The sequence below is a fragment of the Ferdinandcohnia salidurans genome (genome assembly GCF_042680725.1).
Taxonomy (GTDB): domain Bacteria; phylum Bacillota; class Bacilli; order Bacillales; family Bacillaceae_L; genus Ferdinandcohnia; species Ferdinandcohnia salidurans.
On sequence record NZ_JBHUEK010000015.1, the window covers coordinates 1 to 17,095 of the forward strand.

Genomic DNA, 17,095 nt, shown 5'->3' on the forward strand with positions numbered 1-17,095 from the left:
AGTTTGAGCGCGCTCAAATTCACCTTTTTCACTATTCGAAGCTAGTTATGTCCCAGACTCTTTTTTTTGTCTGAAAAATGTCTGAAAAACGACATGTGATATAAATCATATTCCAGCAGGGACATAAGGATTTACAATGAAAGTAGAAGCGTATGTTTAGAAGAGTTTTGGCGTGGAGAAGTCAAAAGCGCAGGATTGTGACCTTCTGAGCAACCAATATCCGTAAAGCTGGTGATATTGTGATTAGTCAAATATTAGATGGTTTTAGTTTTCACTCCCAATGGAATGGGGGTATCATCTTTTTTACCTTGATTTTAATTGTCTTATATATGTTCCTTTTACCAACACCAAAAGATCATCCGAAGTATAAATCAATGGCGTTTACGGGGAGTATGCTGCTAATTCTATTAGCTGTGGGAAGTCCTTTGAACCTATTAGGACGCATGCTGTTTCGTGCTCACATCATTCAGATTGTGATTGTACTTCTTATTGCAGCACCGTTGATTGTAATTGGGTTAAAGACAAATCTGCTTGAAAAAGTGCTCCAAAAAAATGGTGTGAAAAGAGTTTATCGTGTTTTAACTTATCCCGTGTTTACAATTGTTCTCTTCCACGGTTTGTTAATTGGATATCACGTACCTGAAATGTTTGACTGGATTCGAACAGGATACTTTACAAACTATTTCTTTTTAATTGGCTTGATAGTAGCAGCCGTCTTATTATGGTGGCCAATCATCGGACCAATCAAAGAACATGATCAGATGACTTTTAAGAAAAAGCTTATTTATATAGTGGTTAACATTGTATTGTTTTTACCAGTGACCCTGTTTTTATGGCTCGCAGCTGATGCATTGTATTCTGTATATAGTGACACAAGTCAAATGTTGGCTGCACTGGCATTATGTATGCCTCTCGGTGAGGAGATTCCGCCAGATTTATTAGAAACACTACTCCCATATCCACCAGTTGGAGAACAAAAAAACGGAGCCATCATCCTATTTATCACACAAGCACTAATCTTCGGCTTGAGTGCAATATGGTTGTTTATGAAAAAAGGCAGGAAGTGATTTCCTGCCTTTGTGAGTTTAATTTAGTTTTCCGATGTAGGCTAATTCTGAGACGTCATTTGAGTCGGTAGAGCCATCAAGAATTTTGCGGATATCGAGTAAAGTATCCTGTAAACTAATCGATTCGCCTTTTTTACCAGTAAAGGCTTCTGCTACATAAAACGGTTGAGTTAAATAGGCTTCAAGACGTTCACCACGTTTGTAGGTTTGAACCTCAGTTTCTGGTAGCTTTTCAATCCCATGCACCGTAACGAGTGAACGAAGCTCGCGGTATCTTCGTAATAGTTTTTTGGCGCGCTGTTGAATTGTGAAATGTGTTTGGTCTAGGTGTGCCCCTTCAAGAACGGAAGAGGTTGAGTATACTGGATTAATGGCAGGGTATTGATGTCTTGCAGTGAGGTCAGCGTCAAATTGCCATAATGTTTCAAGCGGTCCAAATGGAACATCCTCATCGACAACTTCACCTTTTAAGTCCACAAGAACCGTAGTGACAGAGTCAATTCCAATTGAATGTAATTTTTCTTGCAGGGTTTGGATTTCCCCCGTAATCACATGTGATCGGTCAGCTGCAAAAACAATTTCCTTAGTTATCCCAATCTTTGCGATTTCATCGTAGGCTTCTTTAATTGTTTTGACTTGGATTTGAACTTCATCTAAAACATCATTAACCCCTAGATGATCTCCTTCCGGTAAAAGTAATACTGTCGTGAAATCATTATTACGTAAGCGATGAAATAATTCTGCAAGAACTACAAGCTGCCCCATTCCTGGGCGAGCGACAAGACCAACTGTACCTCCTTTTGCTAACGGAGCAAAGACATCAAGCGTTTTAATCCCAGTTTCAATCATTTCCATTTTCTCCCCTCGAATTAATAATTCATCCAAACTACATTCAGCTAAATCAGCAAGCGCCACAAGTGTGCGTACCTCTGCTCGACCTACTGGAATTTTTCCAGTACACAGATTAGAGACAGTGGCCGGACGTAATCCTACTGAACGAGCAGCAGTTGTTAAATTGGGTACTCTTCTACGAAGTAAAGAAACATTGAGTCGAATATCTTCCAAAATTTTCACCTCCTGTTACTTTTTAGAGTAATCTAAATTCCGTTTGGATGCAATAGGTATTTTCGCTGTAGCGTAATTTTTTTTACGGTTGTGGTTTGGTAGTACTAAAATTGATAGTGCAAAATTAATACTAACGCTTGTCCAGTCTTAAGCTAGTTCGCCAGGGTACTCGTCCTTTCGATAAGTGGCCGTTTTCGTACCTTCATATGCCGAAAGCCACCCAAGTGAGGGTACGAAAAGGGTGTAATCGTACCCTCACAAGTCCAGAGTCACCCAAGTGAAGGTACGCAAAGGTGTAATCGTACCCTCACAAGCCCAGAGCCACCCAAGTGAGGGTACGAAAAGGGTATAATCGTACCTTCACAAGCTCAGATCCACCTCAGTGAGGGCACGAAAAAGGTGTAATCATACCCTCACCACCCACAGAAATCTCACTTGAGGGTACGAATCCCATCCGAATGCAACTCTAAACCCCTCAAGAATACACCCACCGCCCCAATCCCATACTATACCTAAAAACCGAAACAAAAGGAGTTGCCATGACGGATATCCTACCTGAATCATTTTTTCATCAACCTACATTAGATCTAGCCCAAGCTCTCCTCGGATGTAAGCTTATAAAAGAAACCGAACAAGGTGTGGCATCAGGTTACATCGTAGAAACCGAAGCCTACAAAGGCCAACTTGATCGTGCGGCGCATTCTTTTAACAATCGAAGGACGAAGCGAACAGAGGTGATGTTCGGCAAACCGGGCTATGTCTATACATATCAGATGCACACGCATTGTCTCGTGAATGTGGTCAGTAACGAAATTGACATCCCAGAAGCAATTCTTATCCGAGCGGTTGAGCCTGACCGAGGAATGAGCCTTATGTATGAACGCCGCGGCCAAATGCCCGCCAAAAATCTAACAAACGGCCCAGGAAAACTAACGAAAGCATTAGGGATAACAATGGAGGACTACGGACGCCCATTTTTTGAACCACCCATTTACATCACAAAAGGCTATATCCCCGAAGACATCTCAATCGGCCCACGAATTGGAATTGAAAATACAGGAGAGGCCAAGGATTATCCGTGGCGATTTTGGATCACTGACAATCCATTTGTTTCCCGCAAAAGATAAGGGTTTGCTCGTACCTGAGCAGACCCTTTTTTTCATAAAAACTTACGCCTTCTAAGCCTCAGGTCCTAGTGAAAAATATAACTGGGGCTCATTATAGCAAATCGAAAATCAGGATAAGATTGAATCATGAAAGGAGGAAGTAAACATGAAAAAATTCGGATTGTTTATTCTTGGAGGTATTGCAGCAATTGTGCTTTTATCGCAGGTTGGACCACTGATTGGTTTAGCGATTAGCTTAGCCATTCTGTATTTTGCATTTAAACAGTTTATGAAGACTGATTCAACACTGGGTAAGGTACTATGGGCAATTGTCGGGGTTATCTCTCTTATTGCGTCAGCTTCAAATGCACCTGCAATTCTAGGCGTCGTTGCAGCATACATCCTATATGTTGTTATTAAAAACTGGAAAAAAGAAAAAAAAGAAGTCGTATCTGAATCAACTGACCCATTCACTAACTTTGAAAGACAATGGGCTGAATTGAACAAACGTTAATTTTAAGAAATAAAATTATTCATTAAAAAGGAGAATGATACAAATGGCAAACCTATTAACTCGTATAAAGGACACAATTTTAGCAGATTTTCATGGCGTGTTGGATGAAAAAGAAAAGAAAAACCCGATCGCGTTGCTTAACCAGTATCTACGTCAATGTGAGGCAGAGGTTGAGAAGGTTCGCAAGCTTGTCGAGCGTCAGCACTCATTAAAGGATCAATTTGCAAGAGAACATCGCGAAGCAGCGGATCTTGCTGAAAAGCGTAAATACCAAGCGGGTGTAGCACAGCAAGCTGGTGAAACAGAATTATATGAGTTCGCTGTTCAGGAACAAGTGTCATATGAAGAACGTGCTGCTAAATTACAGGAAGCGTTAAAAAATACGGCTACAGAACTTATCGGACTTGAGAAAAAGTATGAGGAGATGAAGCATAAGCTTAAAGATATGCATATCAAGCGTATGGAATTAATGGGGCGTGAGAACATTGCACGTGCTAATCACCGCATGAATCAAGTGCTAGATACAAATGCATATACAAATAAAGCTTCAAGAACTTTTGAAGATATGGAATCATATCTTGATCGTCTCGAGCATCAAGTAAATTCCTCTTACCATCGCAACACAATTGATGCAAGAATTGCACAGCTTGAAAAAGAAGTAAAAAATGAAGAAACACATTCAATTTCATAGTGAAAACATGGTATTCTAAGAAGGCGTAGACAATCTACGTCTTCTTAGCCCCTATAACTTACGGGCGATAATCAATGCATTCAATGAAATGAAGGGAGGATCCGGACATGTTAAATAAAATCAAATCAGACAATCTTAATGCATTTTTTCTTCTTGGAATTATTTTATTAATCATTGAAGTTACGTTTTTTAATGGCGGAGTCCTGTTCTCTTTTGTAATATCGTTTGGATGTATTTATATTGGCCGTAAAAAATTGCCGCGAACATTTGGCAAAATCCTGTTTTGGTTTGGATGGATTAGTTTAGCTTTTACCATTTTAAATATGATGACAGTAAAGTTTTTGATTCTTGCTGTTCTTATTTATTTACTTATTCAATTTTTACAATCTAAGAAAAAGCCACATTATATTAAACCTGAAATAAAAGAATCGGAAAAAACATCGAAACAAGAACCAATTCTTAGACGTCAGCCCTTGTTTCAAAACATCGTCTTGGGTCAACAAAAAACACCAGAGTATGTGTATGAATGGAACGATGTGAACATTCAGTCTGGAATTGGCGATACGATTATTGATTTAAGCTATACGGTTTTACCTAAAGGTGAATCAGTTATTTTTATTCGAAATGTGATTGGAAATGTTCAAATCTTTGTCCCGTATGAGGTTGAAGTAAAGGTACATCATTCCGTCCTTTATGGAGCCACAACCATCTTTGAAAATCAGGACGCTAAGACGGTGAACCAAACACTTCATTATCAGACTGAACAATATGATCACACAGAACCCAAGATTAAGATCGTCACTTCCATTGGAGTGGGGGACCTAGAGGTGAAACGAGCATGAGTACCGTAAAAAAACAAATTATTGTTGGTATTTGTGTCTCGGTGTTTTTATTTGTAGTGGCTCATGTCATTGCATTCATGGCCTTTCCTTTAGCCAATTGGGCAGAACTCTGGCAAACAAAGCTAATGGATTTACCGTATATTATTTTAACCTTAAGTCTGAGCTTAATTGCTGGGCTTGTTTTTGGGATATTGTCAGGGTATTTATGGAGAAAACAGTTACTTTCTGTGTCTAACGCGATTTATCAAATGGAACAGGGAAGATCCATTTCTGACATCCCAGTAAACCAAACAGCTGAATTCAACACCATTTGGGAGCGGATTAAAAAGCTACAAACTCATATCGCTGAACAAACGAAGCTGTCCCAAAAACTTGCAAATGAAAAGGCTGAGGATCAGGAAAAACGAATACAACAAATTGTTTCCGATGAGCGTAACCGTTTAGCGAGAGAACTCCATGATTCCGTTAGCCAACAGCTCTTCGCTGCGTCGATGATGATGTCCGCTATCAATGAGTCAAAGCCACGAACAGATGAACGTGAGGCAAAACAGTTTAAGCTTGTTGAGGAAATGATTCATCAATCACAACTAGAAATGCGTGCACTCTTGCTCCATTTACGTCCAGTTGCATTAAAAGGAAAGACACTCCAAGAAGGAATTCAGGAGCTATTAGTTGAATTATCACAGAAGGTACCCGTAACAATTGAAACAAAGATTGAGGACTTTCAAATTGATAAAGGGGTCGAGGACCACTTATTTCGCATTCTTCAAGAGTCAGTTTCAAACACCCTCCGCCACGCAAAAGCAAATCAGTTAGAAGTCCTGCTAATTAAAAGGGATGAATTTATCATTTTACGAATCGTTGATGATGGAATTGGATTTGATGTGGAACAAGCGAAGACTGGTTCTTATGGTCTACAGAATATGTATGAACGTGCAGTGGAAATAGGCGGTACAATGCGGACCGTTAGTCTTAAAGACAAAGGAACACGGATTGAAGTAAAAGTACCAGTGTTAGAGGGTGGAGAAAATGATTAAAGTATTATTTGTCGATGATCATGAAATGGTAAGGATAGGAGTTTCCTCCTATTTATCCGCACAGCCAGATATTGAAGTCGTAGGTGAAGCAGATGACGGAAAAATAGCGGTTGATTTAGCACTAGAGCTTCGACCTGACATTATATTAATGGACCTCGTAATGAAGGAAATGGATGGCATTGAGGCAACCAGAAGAATCATTGAGAGCTGGCCTGAAGCAAAAATTATCATCGTCACAAGCTTTATTGATGATGAAAAGGTATATCCTGCTTTAGAAGCGGGTGCAACGAGCTACATGTTAAAAACTTCGAAGGCGAGTGAAATCGCTGAAGCCGTACGTAAAACCTATCATGGACAGTCGGTTTTAGAACCAGAAGTTACGGGAAAAATGATGGTTCGAATGAGACAAAAGGAAAAACAGCTTCCACATGAAGAATTAACAAACCGAGAAATGGAAATCTTGCTTTTAATCGCGGATGGAAAAACGAATCAAGAAATCGCGGATGAACTTTTTATCGCACTAAAAACGGTAAAAGTACATGTAAGTAATATATTAAGTAAGCTAGAGGTACAAGATCGGACACAAGCGGTCATTTACGCATTCAAACATTCTCTTGTAAAATAAAATAATATTTCGACAAAAAACGCAGATTTCTTTCTGTGTTTTTATTTTTGTATTAAAATAAAAGAACGTTTTTTATCGAGTGGGCACAAGGGCCTATAAGGCGATTACCATAATTTATGTGATTGAGGAAGATTTTTATACCTAATTAACTATTTAGTTTGTAGGACAGATGGTTTATAATTGAAAAGTCGATATTTGACGAATTGCGTCTGTGACTTTTGTACCTTTTTTGTTATAAAAAAAGGATTATTGCATATATATCTAGAAATATAAGAGAAAATGGAGAAAAAGAGATGCAGAAAATGAAAAGCAAATCTACTATTCTTAGTTCTGAAGAAAAAGGTACATTAAAATGGTTTTTAGGCCTTTTTTACTTAATAATGATTGTTTATGATTTGTTCTATTATATTATCTATCCGAAATTTGTCACGGGCACAAGTCCAGGACTTCCAAGTAAGTTTGGATATGTGGTTTATATTATTATGTTTCTACTTATTCCAGTAGCAATTTATTTAAGCAAAAAGGATAAGCTTTATCTAACTAAGTACGTAGTAGTAATAACCTATATGGTACTTTCAATATTAAATGATGTATCTTTCTATCTTAATAGTTCATATGAATATAAAAGTGGTAATCTTGCAGAAATGTTCATAGTTCTATTTTCTCCTATCTTTGTCAGTAAACGATTTTATTATGTGGTCACTATCGGTGAGTTTATACGCTATTTGATAATAGGAGGAATTCTCCGCACCAGTGATGCATTTTTTCCGTTAATATTAACAGCAGTATTCTCTGTAATAGCACTTATCTTTTTATTTAGATTTCAATCTTATGTACAGGCTGTTAAAACTTCATATAATGAACAACTAGAAGGTATGGTTAAAGGTGTAATTGCGGCTCTTGAATTAAAGGACCCTTATACTAGAGGTCATAGTGAACGGGTAGCAAGTTATGCATTATCTCTTGCAAAAGAAGTAAAAGAATTTACGAATGAAGAGTTAATGGCATTTAATTATGCATGCTTACTTCATGATATTGGAAAGGTTAATATTCCTGACCAGATATTGATGAAACCTTCTAAACTTACAAAAGAAGAGTTTGAGGTTATTAAGACACACCCAGTAGTTGGTGCGGAAGCTGTAAAAAATATTGAAGGTTTAAAGGGAAATATTTCTGTTATCCGTTCCCATCACGAACGTTGGGATGGTAAAGGATATCCCGATAATTTACAGGGTGAAAATATCCCGTACCTTGCAAGAATTGTTGCAATTGCCGATGCCTTTGATGCAATGACTTCCTCACGATCTTACCGAAGTGCTCTTCCTGCTGAGGAAGCCTACAAAAGAATTATTGAGGGACAAGGAACACAATTTGACCCTAATCTAGTTGAAACATTTAAAGAAGTTTTTCCAACTTGGGAAAAGATTTTACAAAATGATGATGTTAATTAAGTCGATATAGAAATTACATTGAAAGGAGGATGAAAAATATGAAAATCAGAAAGCTTAAAAAAGTAAAGACAACTTGTTGGTGGTGCTTTTTTACACCTAGAACTCCATAATAAAGAGTAGGATGCTTGCTTTTAATGCGCATCCTTTTTTATTTGCTTAATATCAACACAAATGTGTTTGTTTGTCGAATAATGTTATAATCTGCATATAAGAAAAAACATTAGGGTGAATGTATTGAGACTAACAAAAGAAGCACTACTAACATTACATGATATTGAAATTCGAAAGGACACTAAAAACTATATTGTGGAAGATCTTTCAACCCACGACTTTTACGAAATGCCATTAGTTTGTATTGATGCATTAGGTTTTATACAAAAAGGGTTGAGGTTAGGTGAAATTGAAGAAAAGTTGATAAAAGCCTTTCCAGACGAAGACATTAATATGATTGGCTTTGGTGAGCAGCTCCTTGAACTAAATCTAGTGCAATCAGTCAATGGTTCGGAGATAATAAAAAAAAAGGAACAGAATGGCAAGTTAGGGCTTGGTTGGATACCACAAAAGCTAGGAAAAGTATTCTTTAATAAATATCTTAACTATCTATATCTGGTATTTTTTATTGCCAATATTGGCATCTTTATCGTTCATCCTTCTTTATTTCCTCATTACAAGGACTTATTTGTATTTGATATCTTATCCTTAAACATATTATTGTTAGGCTCTCTTTCCTTTTTTCTTGTTTTGATACATGAATTTGGACATATATTAGCAATTAGGTCATTTGGCCTTCCAACAAGATTGGATATTGGACATCGATTATATTTTGTAGTATTTGAAACGGATCTTTCGATGGCATGGAAACTCCCTGCAAAGCATAGAAATATCCTTTATTTAGCAGGGGTTTGTTTAGATAATGTTGTTCTTTTTCTAGCCTTAATCATTCAATTATATACACCAAATCAATCGAATATAGTTTCTGGTATAATTGGACTTATTGTATTTGATGTGCTAATAAGAATTGTTTTCCAGGCTTGTATTTATATGAAAACTGATTTTTATTATCTATTTGAGAATATTACAGGCGTATATAACCTTATGGAAAGTAGTACTAAATATATTAAAAATATCCTTTTGCGATTAAATACTAACAATAATGAACTTTTCAGTGGCGAGGAAAAGATTGTTAAAACGTACAGTTTATTTTTTATAATTGGAGTAGGGGTCACTTTAGGATTATTTTTCGTCTATTATTTGCCCCAATTAGTATATATGTTTATTAATATATTACCTGGTTTCCGTAGTCCTATTACGGACTCGAAATTTTGGGATGCAATATTGTTTAGCATACAGATGGCAGTACTTATAGGGTTATTAATTTACTCGTTTTTTAAGTCTTATATAAGAAGAATGTAGAAAATTGATAAAAATTGTTAGTTGTATAGGACTTTTAGTATATAATGTATTGTATTAATCGCAAGGAAGATCATTTAATTAAAGAGGGCTAATAATGGGAAAGAAAAATTCATCTACGTTATTACCGCATGAAGAAAAGCGTGCTTTAAAAATATATTTAATATCATTTTATTTAACTTTAATCGGTTTTGATATATTTTACTACTTATTATTTGATAAAAGAGGTAGTGAAATTACACCCGGATTTAGTATTGGAATTGGTTTAATAAATTACCTGCTTTATTTGGCTTTATTAATTTATTCAATCTACTTGTTTAAAAAAGGAAAGCAAACAATCATTAAATATATTTATGTGTTGTTTTATTTTTCTCTAGCAATGATTTATGATTGTATTATTTTTATAAATGACCCTTCGTCTTATTCAAGTGGAAATGCAGCAGAATTAATTCTTGTTTTATTTTCACCGCTATTTATAAATAAACGTTTCTTTTGGACTACATCAATTGCTGCTTTTTTAAGATATTTAATCGTTGTAATAGTCATTCAATCACCGGTGGCTTTTATTCCAATTGTATTAGTTATGATCTTCTCAACCATTGGTTACATCCTCCTAACCCGTTTCTACTCGTATATCGAAGCACTGTCGGAAACGCATGAGGAGCTCCGCAAGAAGGAGAAGCTTGCGTTTGTGGGGCAGATGGCGACGACGGTTGGTCATGAAATTCGTAATCCGTTGGCGTCCTTAAAAGGGTTTACCCAACTTCAGCGGGAAAAACATAAAGAGGATGAAGTGCAATATATGATCATGGAGCAGGAAATTGATCGAATTAATTCAATCCTTAATGATTTACTGGTTATCGGCAAACCAAGGCAAATTAATGTGACGAAATGTAATCTAAAGGAACTTCTTGAATATGTCCTTTCGATCATTGAGCAATCTGAGAACGCGAGGAATGTTGCAATTGCTCTGAAAATGGATGAGGCTGTTCCGGATATCGAATGTGATGAGAAACAAATGAAACAGGTTTTCTTAAATCTCATTAAAAATGGTTATGAGTCCATGCCAGAGGGTGGTAAGCTAACGATTACAGGCAGCCAAACCGCAAATAACATGGTATCTCTTATCATTAGTGATGAGGGCTGTGGAATTCCTGAGGATGTACAGGAAAAGCTGTTCGAACCATTTTTCACTACAAAGGATTATGGAACGGGTCTAGGCTTAATGGTGTCTAAAAAAATCATCGAGGACCATCAGGGGAAAATTAGCATCAATAGTAAACCTGCAAAAGGAACAAAGGTAGAGATTATCTTACCGATTACGCAATAAAAAAGTCGACTCTGGGAGTCGGCTTTTGTTTTCAATGTATACATTTTCTCAAAGATTAAGATAATTTAGCTAAGAAATCAATATGATAAACTTTCTTGGGCCTACCACGTAATTTTTTTTGCTTTTTATAAGAAACTTCTGCTACTCCCTTTTCCTCAAGCTTTTGCAAGATACGGTTTGCTGCTCTTTGAGATATTCCGAAATGAATGGCAAGATCATCTGAAACAATTTCATTTGTTTGAAGCTTTTCCAAAACGGCCATTATTTTTTGTATATTTAATGCAGACATGCCTATTTGGCTGCTAAATTTCTCAATTTGGATGTTCAGTTGATTAGGAATCTGTAAACATGTCTCATCACCAAGAGGTCCGATTAATTGTTCATCTTCGGTCATTATATAGGACGTTCCTCGATCGATTCTTCTTTCTTTGTTTGCATGTTCAGCATTGAGACGAGCCTCTTGCAACGAATTGCCAATTCCCCAACCAATATCTATTTCATAAGGTAATGCTTGCTTAAGATAGGACAGTAGCGAACATTGTGTAAACTCATTTGTAATGTCTCTCAATGCCTTATAGTTTGTAATGACCTCAAAATTAAGGAAGTTTCTCTGGATAATAAAGCCGTGTTGATTTTTACTATTGTAATCTAACAGTGCTTGATTCAACAGTAACATTTTTCGTTCCAGGTCATGATTCATGTCAGGGCTTATTGTTATTTGTGATATGGCAATATTACCGATAGCTACTTGATTTTCAGTTAAACGCATCATTTTAATTTGATTAATAAAATCACTCACTTTTTTAACCATTGATTCTAAGGAAGGATAAACAATAACATGTTTGATGCCGTTTTCAGTTAATTTTTTTGATATACTACTAACCCTCGTAAAAGAAAGATCGATTTTGCCAGCTTCAAATAAGCTTATATGCTGTTGAAACACGTCGTCATATACTGTCTCTGTGTCAAATGACTCAATATCCTCGTTATGAAAATAGGGAAATTCTTCTTCTTCTAACCATTCCTTTAATCCTAGAAAATTATTTTGCTCAAAAATAAAATCAATTAATGTTCTTGAAATATCAAAATTCTTTTCTTTTAAAATTGTTTTGCATAATGTTTTATAAAAATCACTTTCATTTAAATCAAAATAAATGGTAGGTTTTTCAAAGTACGTTAATTCCTTTTTCATATAAAAATAGGGTACCTGACCACTAAAGATGATGCCGTCCATAAATAGGGCGTTTTTTTCATACATTTCTTTAATTTCATTAAAGTTTTCGTATGGAAGAAATGTAAACTTACATTGATTTTCAAAAAAGTTCTCTAACTCTCGAATCCATGTTAATGAATTTTTTGCTGTGATGATTCCTATTTGAAACATCTGTTAACTCCTTGTTTTTTCCTTTTATTATACTATAGCAAAAATAGACATTATAGAAAATAGTCAGAATCTTACATTGTAATTCTTTATTTTTTCTATTATGATAGAAACTATATTAGGAAGTGGACAAAAGGTGTCCGAAAATAAACCAAAATAAAAGAGGTGATGTGATGGCTCAACCAACAGTTGAAACTCAGAACAATCAAAATCAAAAAGGATATATGCGAATATTAAACTTTATTGAAGTGTTAGGTAACAAACTACCACATCCATTTATGTTATTCGTATATTTAGCAGGATTTATGATTCTGTTATCTTGGGTCGTTAGTCTATTTGATGTGACTGTTGTCCATCCAGGATCTGGTGAAGAACTAGAAATTAAAAGCTTAGTTTCTGGTGAAGGACTACAGTTTATGTTAACCACAATGTTGGATAACTTTACTGGCTTTAAGCCGTTAGGTCTTGTTTTAACAATGATGCTAGGGATTGGACTAGCTCAGAAGGTTGGATTGCTTGAGAGTGCAATTAAACAATCAATCATGAAAGCGCATAAGTCAATTATTACCTATGCTGTGTTTTTTGTAGCGATTATGGGTAATATTGCATCTGATGCAGCATTTGTTATTATTCCACCTCTTGCAGCTGTTATTTTCCATACGATGGGTAGACATCCGATTGCTGGTTTAGCTGCTGGATTTGCGGGTGCTGGAATTGGGTTTACGGCAAACATCCTGATTGCTGGTACAGATGCGCTTCTATCTGGAATTTCAACAGAGGTTGCAAAAACAATTGATCCAAATGTAGTGGTTACACCTGTCGATAACTGGTTTTTTATGAGTGCTTCTGTATTTGTTCTTACCGTAGTTGGGGTATTTGTCAACGATAAAATAGTTGAACCAAGGCTTGGGAAATATGAAGGTGGCTCGGTTAGCGAAGCATCGAAGGAAGTAGATCCACTTGAAAAGAAGGCACTTAGAAATACATTAATTGCTGCACTTATTTATATTGGGGCTATTGTAACATTAATCTATATTCCTAATTCCCCGTTAACAAATGAAGATGGTGGTTTAATTCCGTCGCCATTCTTAAGTGGGATTATTCCGATTATTTTCCTTTTCTTTGTAGTCGTCGGTATTACTTTTGGTGTGACAATGAAAAAAATCAAAACCACATCGGATGTACCAAAGTATATGACTGAGGCCATTACCGAAATGGCTCCTTATATCGTACTCGTATTTGCGATTGGACAATTTATTGCGTATTTTAACTGGAGTAATCTCGCAACATGGATTGCTGTTAATAGTGCAGCATTCTTAAGTGATGCAAATATTTCGGGCTTAGCTGTCATCATTGGCTTTGTTATCTTAACCGCATTACTTAGTCTATTTGTAACGAGTGGTTCAGCATTATGGGCACTCGAAGCGCCTATTTTTGTTCCAATGATGATGCTAATGAACTATCATCCAGCATTTGTTCAGGTTGCTTATCGTATTGGTGAATCATCTACTAATATGCTAACACCACTTAACCCATATATTGCGATTATCCTCGCTTTTATGAATGAATATGATAAAAAAGCTGGAATTGGTACATTGATGGCACTGATGATTCCTTACTCAATTGCATTTTTAGCAATCTGGATTGTCATGCTACTCGTATTTGGCCTATTTGGTATTCCAATTGGACCAGGAATTCAAATGTACATGAATTAATTTGTTTTTATAAAAGCTTGTAGATTACTTGTTTTAGGAGGAGGGATTAAAGCCCTTCTCCTATAAACATTTCAACGTCTAAAAGGGGTGACCAAGATGTCAAGAAACTATGCACAAATGGTAGAAGAGATTTATCCAACAATGGTTGAATGGAGACGAGATTTTCATAAATTTGCTGAATCTGGCTGGGTCGAATTTCGAACTGCTTCGATTGTTGCTTCAAAACTATCAGAATGGGGTTATGAGGTTAAGGTTGGGAAAGAAGTAGTCGACCATAACTCTCGAATGGGTGTACCACCGCAATCAGTACTTGAAATGCATGAAAAAAGAGCGTTAGAGCAAGGAGCAAAAGAAGAGTGGCTCCCATATTTATCAGGTGGATATACAGGAGTAGTGGGTGTATTAGACACAGGAAAACCAGGACCAACTGTAGGACTACGATTTGATATGGACGCACTAGATATTCAGGAATCGAATGCAGAAGATCATTTTCCTGTTAGCCAAGCATTCCAGTCTGTTAATTCTGGGATGATGCATTCTTGTGGTCATGATGCGCATACTTCAATTGGTCTAGGACTTGCCAAGCTTTTAACAGGAATGAAAGAAGAACTAACTGGAAAAATTAAACTCATTTTTCAACCAGCTGAAGAAGGTGTACGTGGTGCGAAATCCATGGTAGAAGCAGGAGTCGTCGATGATGTTGATCTATTTATTGCAGCTCATGTTGGTACAGGAGTTCCATTAGGTGAGGTTATTTGTGGTTCTAATGGATTTTTATCAACGACGAAATTAAATGTTGAGTTTTCTGGAAAAGCTGCACATGCTGGGGCAAAACCAGAAGAAGGAAAAAATGCTCTACTTGCTGCTGCTTCTGCGGTTCTTGGCTTACAAAGTATTCCTCGTCATAGTGGTGGAGCATCGAGAGTAAATGTCGGGGTACTTCAAGCTGGAAGTGGTAGAAATATTATCCCTCAACATGCTCACTTAAAGGTTGAAACTCGTGGGATCAATACAGAAGTAAATGAATTTATGTTAGAAAGCGCAAAAAATGTATTGAATGGCGCTGCTTCTATGTATGGAGTGGATGTTGAATATGACATCGTTGGGGAAGCCCGTACTAGTGATTCAAGTGAAGAATTAATCGAATTTATGCATGACAGCATCGGGAATGTGACAGGCGTACATTCAATCGTAAAATCGTCTTCTTTTGCTGCAGGTTCAGAAGATGCAACCTACATGATGGCTAGAGTGAAAGAAAACGGGGGACTTGCAACCTATAGCATACTAGGAACTACTTTAGCTGCTGGCCATCATAATGAAAAGTTCGATATCGATGAAACAGTCATGAAAATTGGAGTAGAATCATTTCTACACATCTTAACATCAGTTAAAAATCGACAATGGGGGTAAGTGAAAATTGAACTTTGTTCAACAAATAAACGACTATATAGAGGCAAAAAGAGACACATATATCAAAATTAGCGATCAAATTTGGGATTTGGCTGAAACGAGATTTGAAGAGCATCAGTCTGCGGACGTTTTATGTCAGGCACTTGAAAATGAAGGCTTTAAGGTTGAACGTGGAGTAGGTGGAGTCGAGACTGCATTTACTGGTACCTTTGGAAGTGGAAAGCCTGTTATTGGGATTTTAGGTGAATTTGATGCCCTTTCTGGAATGAGTCAAAAAGCAGGGTCAACCACATATGAACCTCTCGAAGAAAAAGGGAATGGACATGGTTGTGGACATAATTTGCTAGGAACTGCTCCATTAGCAGCGGTTATTGCCGTTAAGCAATATATGGAGGAAAACAATGTATCTGGTACCATTAAATATTATGGATGCCCTGGTGAAGAAGGTGGTTCAGGAAAAACATTCATGGCAAGAGAAGGTGCGTTCGATGATATTGATTGTGCCCTCACATGGCACCCCCATTCAACAAGCGGAATATTTACGCTGTCAACTCTAGCGAACTATCAAGTTTATTTTACATTCAAAGGAGTAGCTGCTCATGCTGCAAACTCCCCACATCTAGGTAGAAGCGCATTAGATGCGGTTGAACTAATGAATGTAGGTGTCAATTATTTACGTGAACACATTATACCAGAAGCACGGGTCCATTATTCCATTACGAATACAGGAGGATTTTCTCCGAATGTAGTCCAAAGTGAAGCACAAGTTCTCTATTTAATTCGAGCACCTCATATGAAGGATGTAAGAAGTATATATGAACGTGTTGTGAATATTGCTAAAGGTGCAGCTCTGATGACGGAAACAAAAGTCGAGGTCACTTTCGATAAAGCGTGTTCAAACTATATTCCAAATAATGCTCTAGGCCAAGTGTTACATAATCATTTAGAGAATGTAGGCCTTGCGGAATATAATGAAGAAGAAATGAGTTATGCGGAAGAAATTAGAAAGCAAATTTCAGATGATGATGTTAGCAATGCCCTTAATGAAATGAAAAAAGTGGCGGGATCAAAGGCCAATTTAATTACAAGAGACTTCGCAACAAAAACATTCAACGACCTTGTTGTCCCATATGAAGAATCGAATGGTATCTTGTTTGGTTCATCAGATGTTGGGGATGTAAGTTGGATTGTACCAACAGCACAATTCTTTGGCGAATGCTTTGTATTGGGAACACCACTCCATTCATGGCAGTTAGTTTCCCAAGGCAGAACATCAATTGCTCATAAAGGAATGCTTCAAGCAGGTAAGGTGTTAGCTAATACAGCGTTAGATTTATTCCTTCGTCCTGAGGTAATTGAAGATGCAAAATGTGAATTAGAAGAAAAATTAGATGGAAATCCATATGAATGCCCTATTCCAAAAGGGGTAGAGCCATCACCATTAGCATAAT

Annotated in this window: 15 protein-coding genes; 13 read left to right on the forward strand and 2 right to left on the reverse strand. The window is 36.8% G+C overall.

Translation table 11 applies throughout. The annotated features are described in order from the left end of the window. Positions 1-239: 239 nt before the first annotated feature. Positions 240-1,067 carry a cytochrome c oxidase assembly protein gene (locus ACFSFW_RS10010; protein WP_388037631.1) on the forward strand — a complete coding sequence of 276 codons (828 nt, stop codon included), beginning with the start codon at positions 240-242 and terminating at the stop codon, positions 1,065-1,067. An 18-nt stretch (positions 1,068-1,085) separates the two neighbouring features. Here the strand turns inward: ACFSFW_RS10010 and ACFSFW_RS10015 are convergent, their stop codons facing one another. Next, complete coding sequence (locus ACFSFW_RS10015) at positions 1,086-2,132, reverse strand: ATP synthase beta subunit C-terminal domain-containing protein (protein WP_388037633.1); 1,047 nt, start codon at positions 2,130-2,132, stop codon at positions 1,086-1,088. A gap of 539 nt (positions 2,133-2,671) precedes the next feature. Here ACFSFW_RS10015 and ACFSFW_RS10020 point away from each other — a divergent pair. The 9 genes from ACFSFW_RS10020 (at position 2,672) to ACFSFW_RS10060 (ending at position 11,138) form a co-directional block, all read left to right on the forward strand. After that, on the forward strand, positions 2,672-3,259 hold the full coding sequence (locus tag ACFSFW_RS10020) for a DNA-3-methyladenine glycosylase (RefSeq protein ID WP_388037636.1): 588 nt from the start codon (positions 2,672-2,674) through the stop codon (positions 3,257-3,259). Positions 3,260-3,404: 145 nt separating this feature from the next. Then, complete coding sequence (locus ACFSFW_RS10025; protein ID WP_388037639.1) at positions 3,405-3,752, forward strand: lmo0954 family membrane protein; 348 nt, start codon at positions 3,405-3,407, stop codon at positions 3,750-3,752. A gap of 43 nt (positions 3,753-3,795) precedes the next feature. Next, positions 3,796-4,443, forward strand: coding sequence for a PspA/IM30 family protein (locus tag ACFSFW_RS10030; RefSeq protein WP_388037641.1), 648 nt, complete (start codon positions 3,796-3,798; stop codon positions 4,441-4,443). Positions 4,444-4,550: 107 nt separating this feature from the next. Beyond that, positions 4,551-5,285 (forward strand): cell wall-active antibiotics response protein LiaF, encoded by a 735-nt coding sequence (liaF, locus tag ACFSFW_RS10035; RefSeq protein WP_388037644.1) that lies wholly within the window; start codon positions 4,551-4,553, stop codon positions 5,283-5,285. Next, entirely contained in the window at positions 5,282-6,322 is a 1,041-nt protein-coding gene (locus ACFSFW_RS10040; protein WP_304215192.1) for a sensor histidine kinase, read from the forward strand. The genes liaF and ACFSFW_RS10040 overlap by 4 nt, the downstream gene beginning before the upstream one ends. Beyond that, positions 6,315-6,947, forward strand: coding sequence for a response regulator (locus ACFSFW_RS10045; RefSeq protein ID WP_388037647.1), 633 nt, complete (start codon positions 6,315-6,317; stop codon positions 6,945-6,947). Before ACFSFW_RS10040 ends, ACFSFW_RS10045 begins: the two co-directional genes overlap by 8 nt. Positions 6,948-7,240: 293 nt before the next feature. Continuing rightward, positions 7,241-8,398: an HD-GYP domain-containing protein gene (locus tag ACFSFW_RS10050; RefSeq protein ID WP_388037650.1), complete on the forward strand. Its 1,158-nt coding sequence runs from the start codon at positions 7,241-7,243 to the stop codon at positions 8,396-8,398. Between the two features lie 234 nt (positions 8,399-8,632). After that, positions 8,633-9,811 (forward strand): hypothetical protein, encoded by a 1,179-nt coding sequence (locus tag ACFSFW_RS10055; RefSeq protein WP_388037652.1) that lies wholly within the window; start codon positions 8,633-8,635, stop codon positions 9,809-9,811. 94 nt (positions 9,812-9,905) lie between these two features. Next, positions 9,906-11,138: an ATP-binding protein gene (locus tag ACFSFW_RS10060; protein WP_388037655.1), complete on the forward strand. Its 1,233-nt coding sequence runs from the start codon at positions 9,906-9,908 to the stop codon at positions 11,136-11,138. A 55-nt stretch (positions 11,139-11,193) separates the two neighbouring features. Here the strand turns inward: ACFSFW_RS10060 and ACFSFW_RS10065 are convergent, their stop codons facing one another. After that, the gene (locus ACFSFW_RS10065; RefSeq protein ID WP_388037657.1) at positions 11,194-12,522 is read right to left on the reverse strand and encodes a helix-turn-helix domain-containing protein; all 1,329 of its coding nucleotides are present in this window, start codon (positions 12,520-12,522) and stop codon (positions 11,194-11,196) included. Between the two features lie 170 nt (positions 12,523-12,692). Between ACFSFW_RS10065 and ACFSFW_RS10070 the strand changes: the two genes are divergently transcribed. From ACFSFW_RS10070 to ACFSFW_RS10080, 3 genes are all read left to right on the forward strand, one after another. Further along, entirely contained in the window at positions 12,693-14,234 is a 1,542-nt protein-coding gene (locus ACFSFW_RS10070; protein WP_304215182.1) for an AbgT family transporter, read from the forward strand. A gap of 96 nt (positions 14,235-14,330) precedes the next feature. Continuing rightward, positions 14,331-15,644: an amidohydrolase gene (locus ACFSFW_RS10075; protein WP_388037659.1), complete on the forward strand. Its 1,314-nt coding sequence runs from the start codon at positions 14,331-14,333 to the stop codon at positions 15,642-15,644. 7 nt (positions 15,645-15,651) lie between these two features. After that, positions 15,652-17,094 carry a M20 family metallopeptidase gene (locus tag ACFSFW_RS10080; RefSeq protein WP_388037662.1) on the forward strand — a complete coding sequence of 481 codons (1,443 nt, stop codon included), beginning with the start codon at positions 15,652-15,654 and terminating at the stop codon, positions 17,092-17,094. Position 17,095 lies beyond the last annotated feature (1 nt).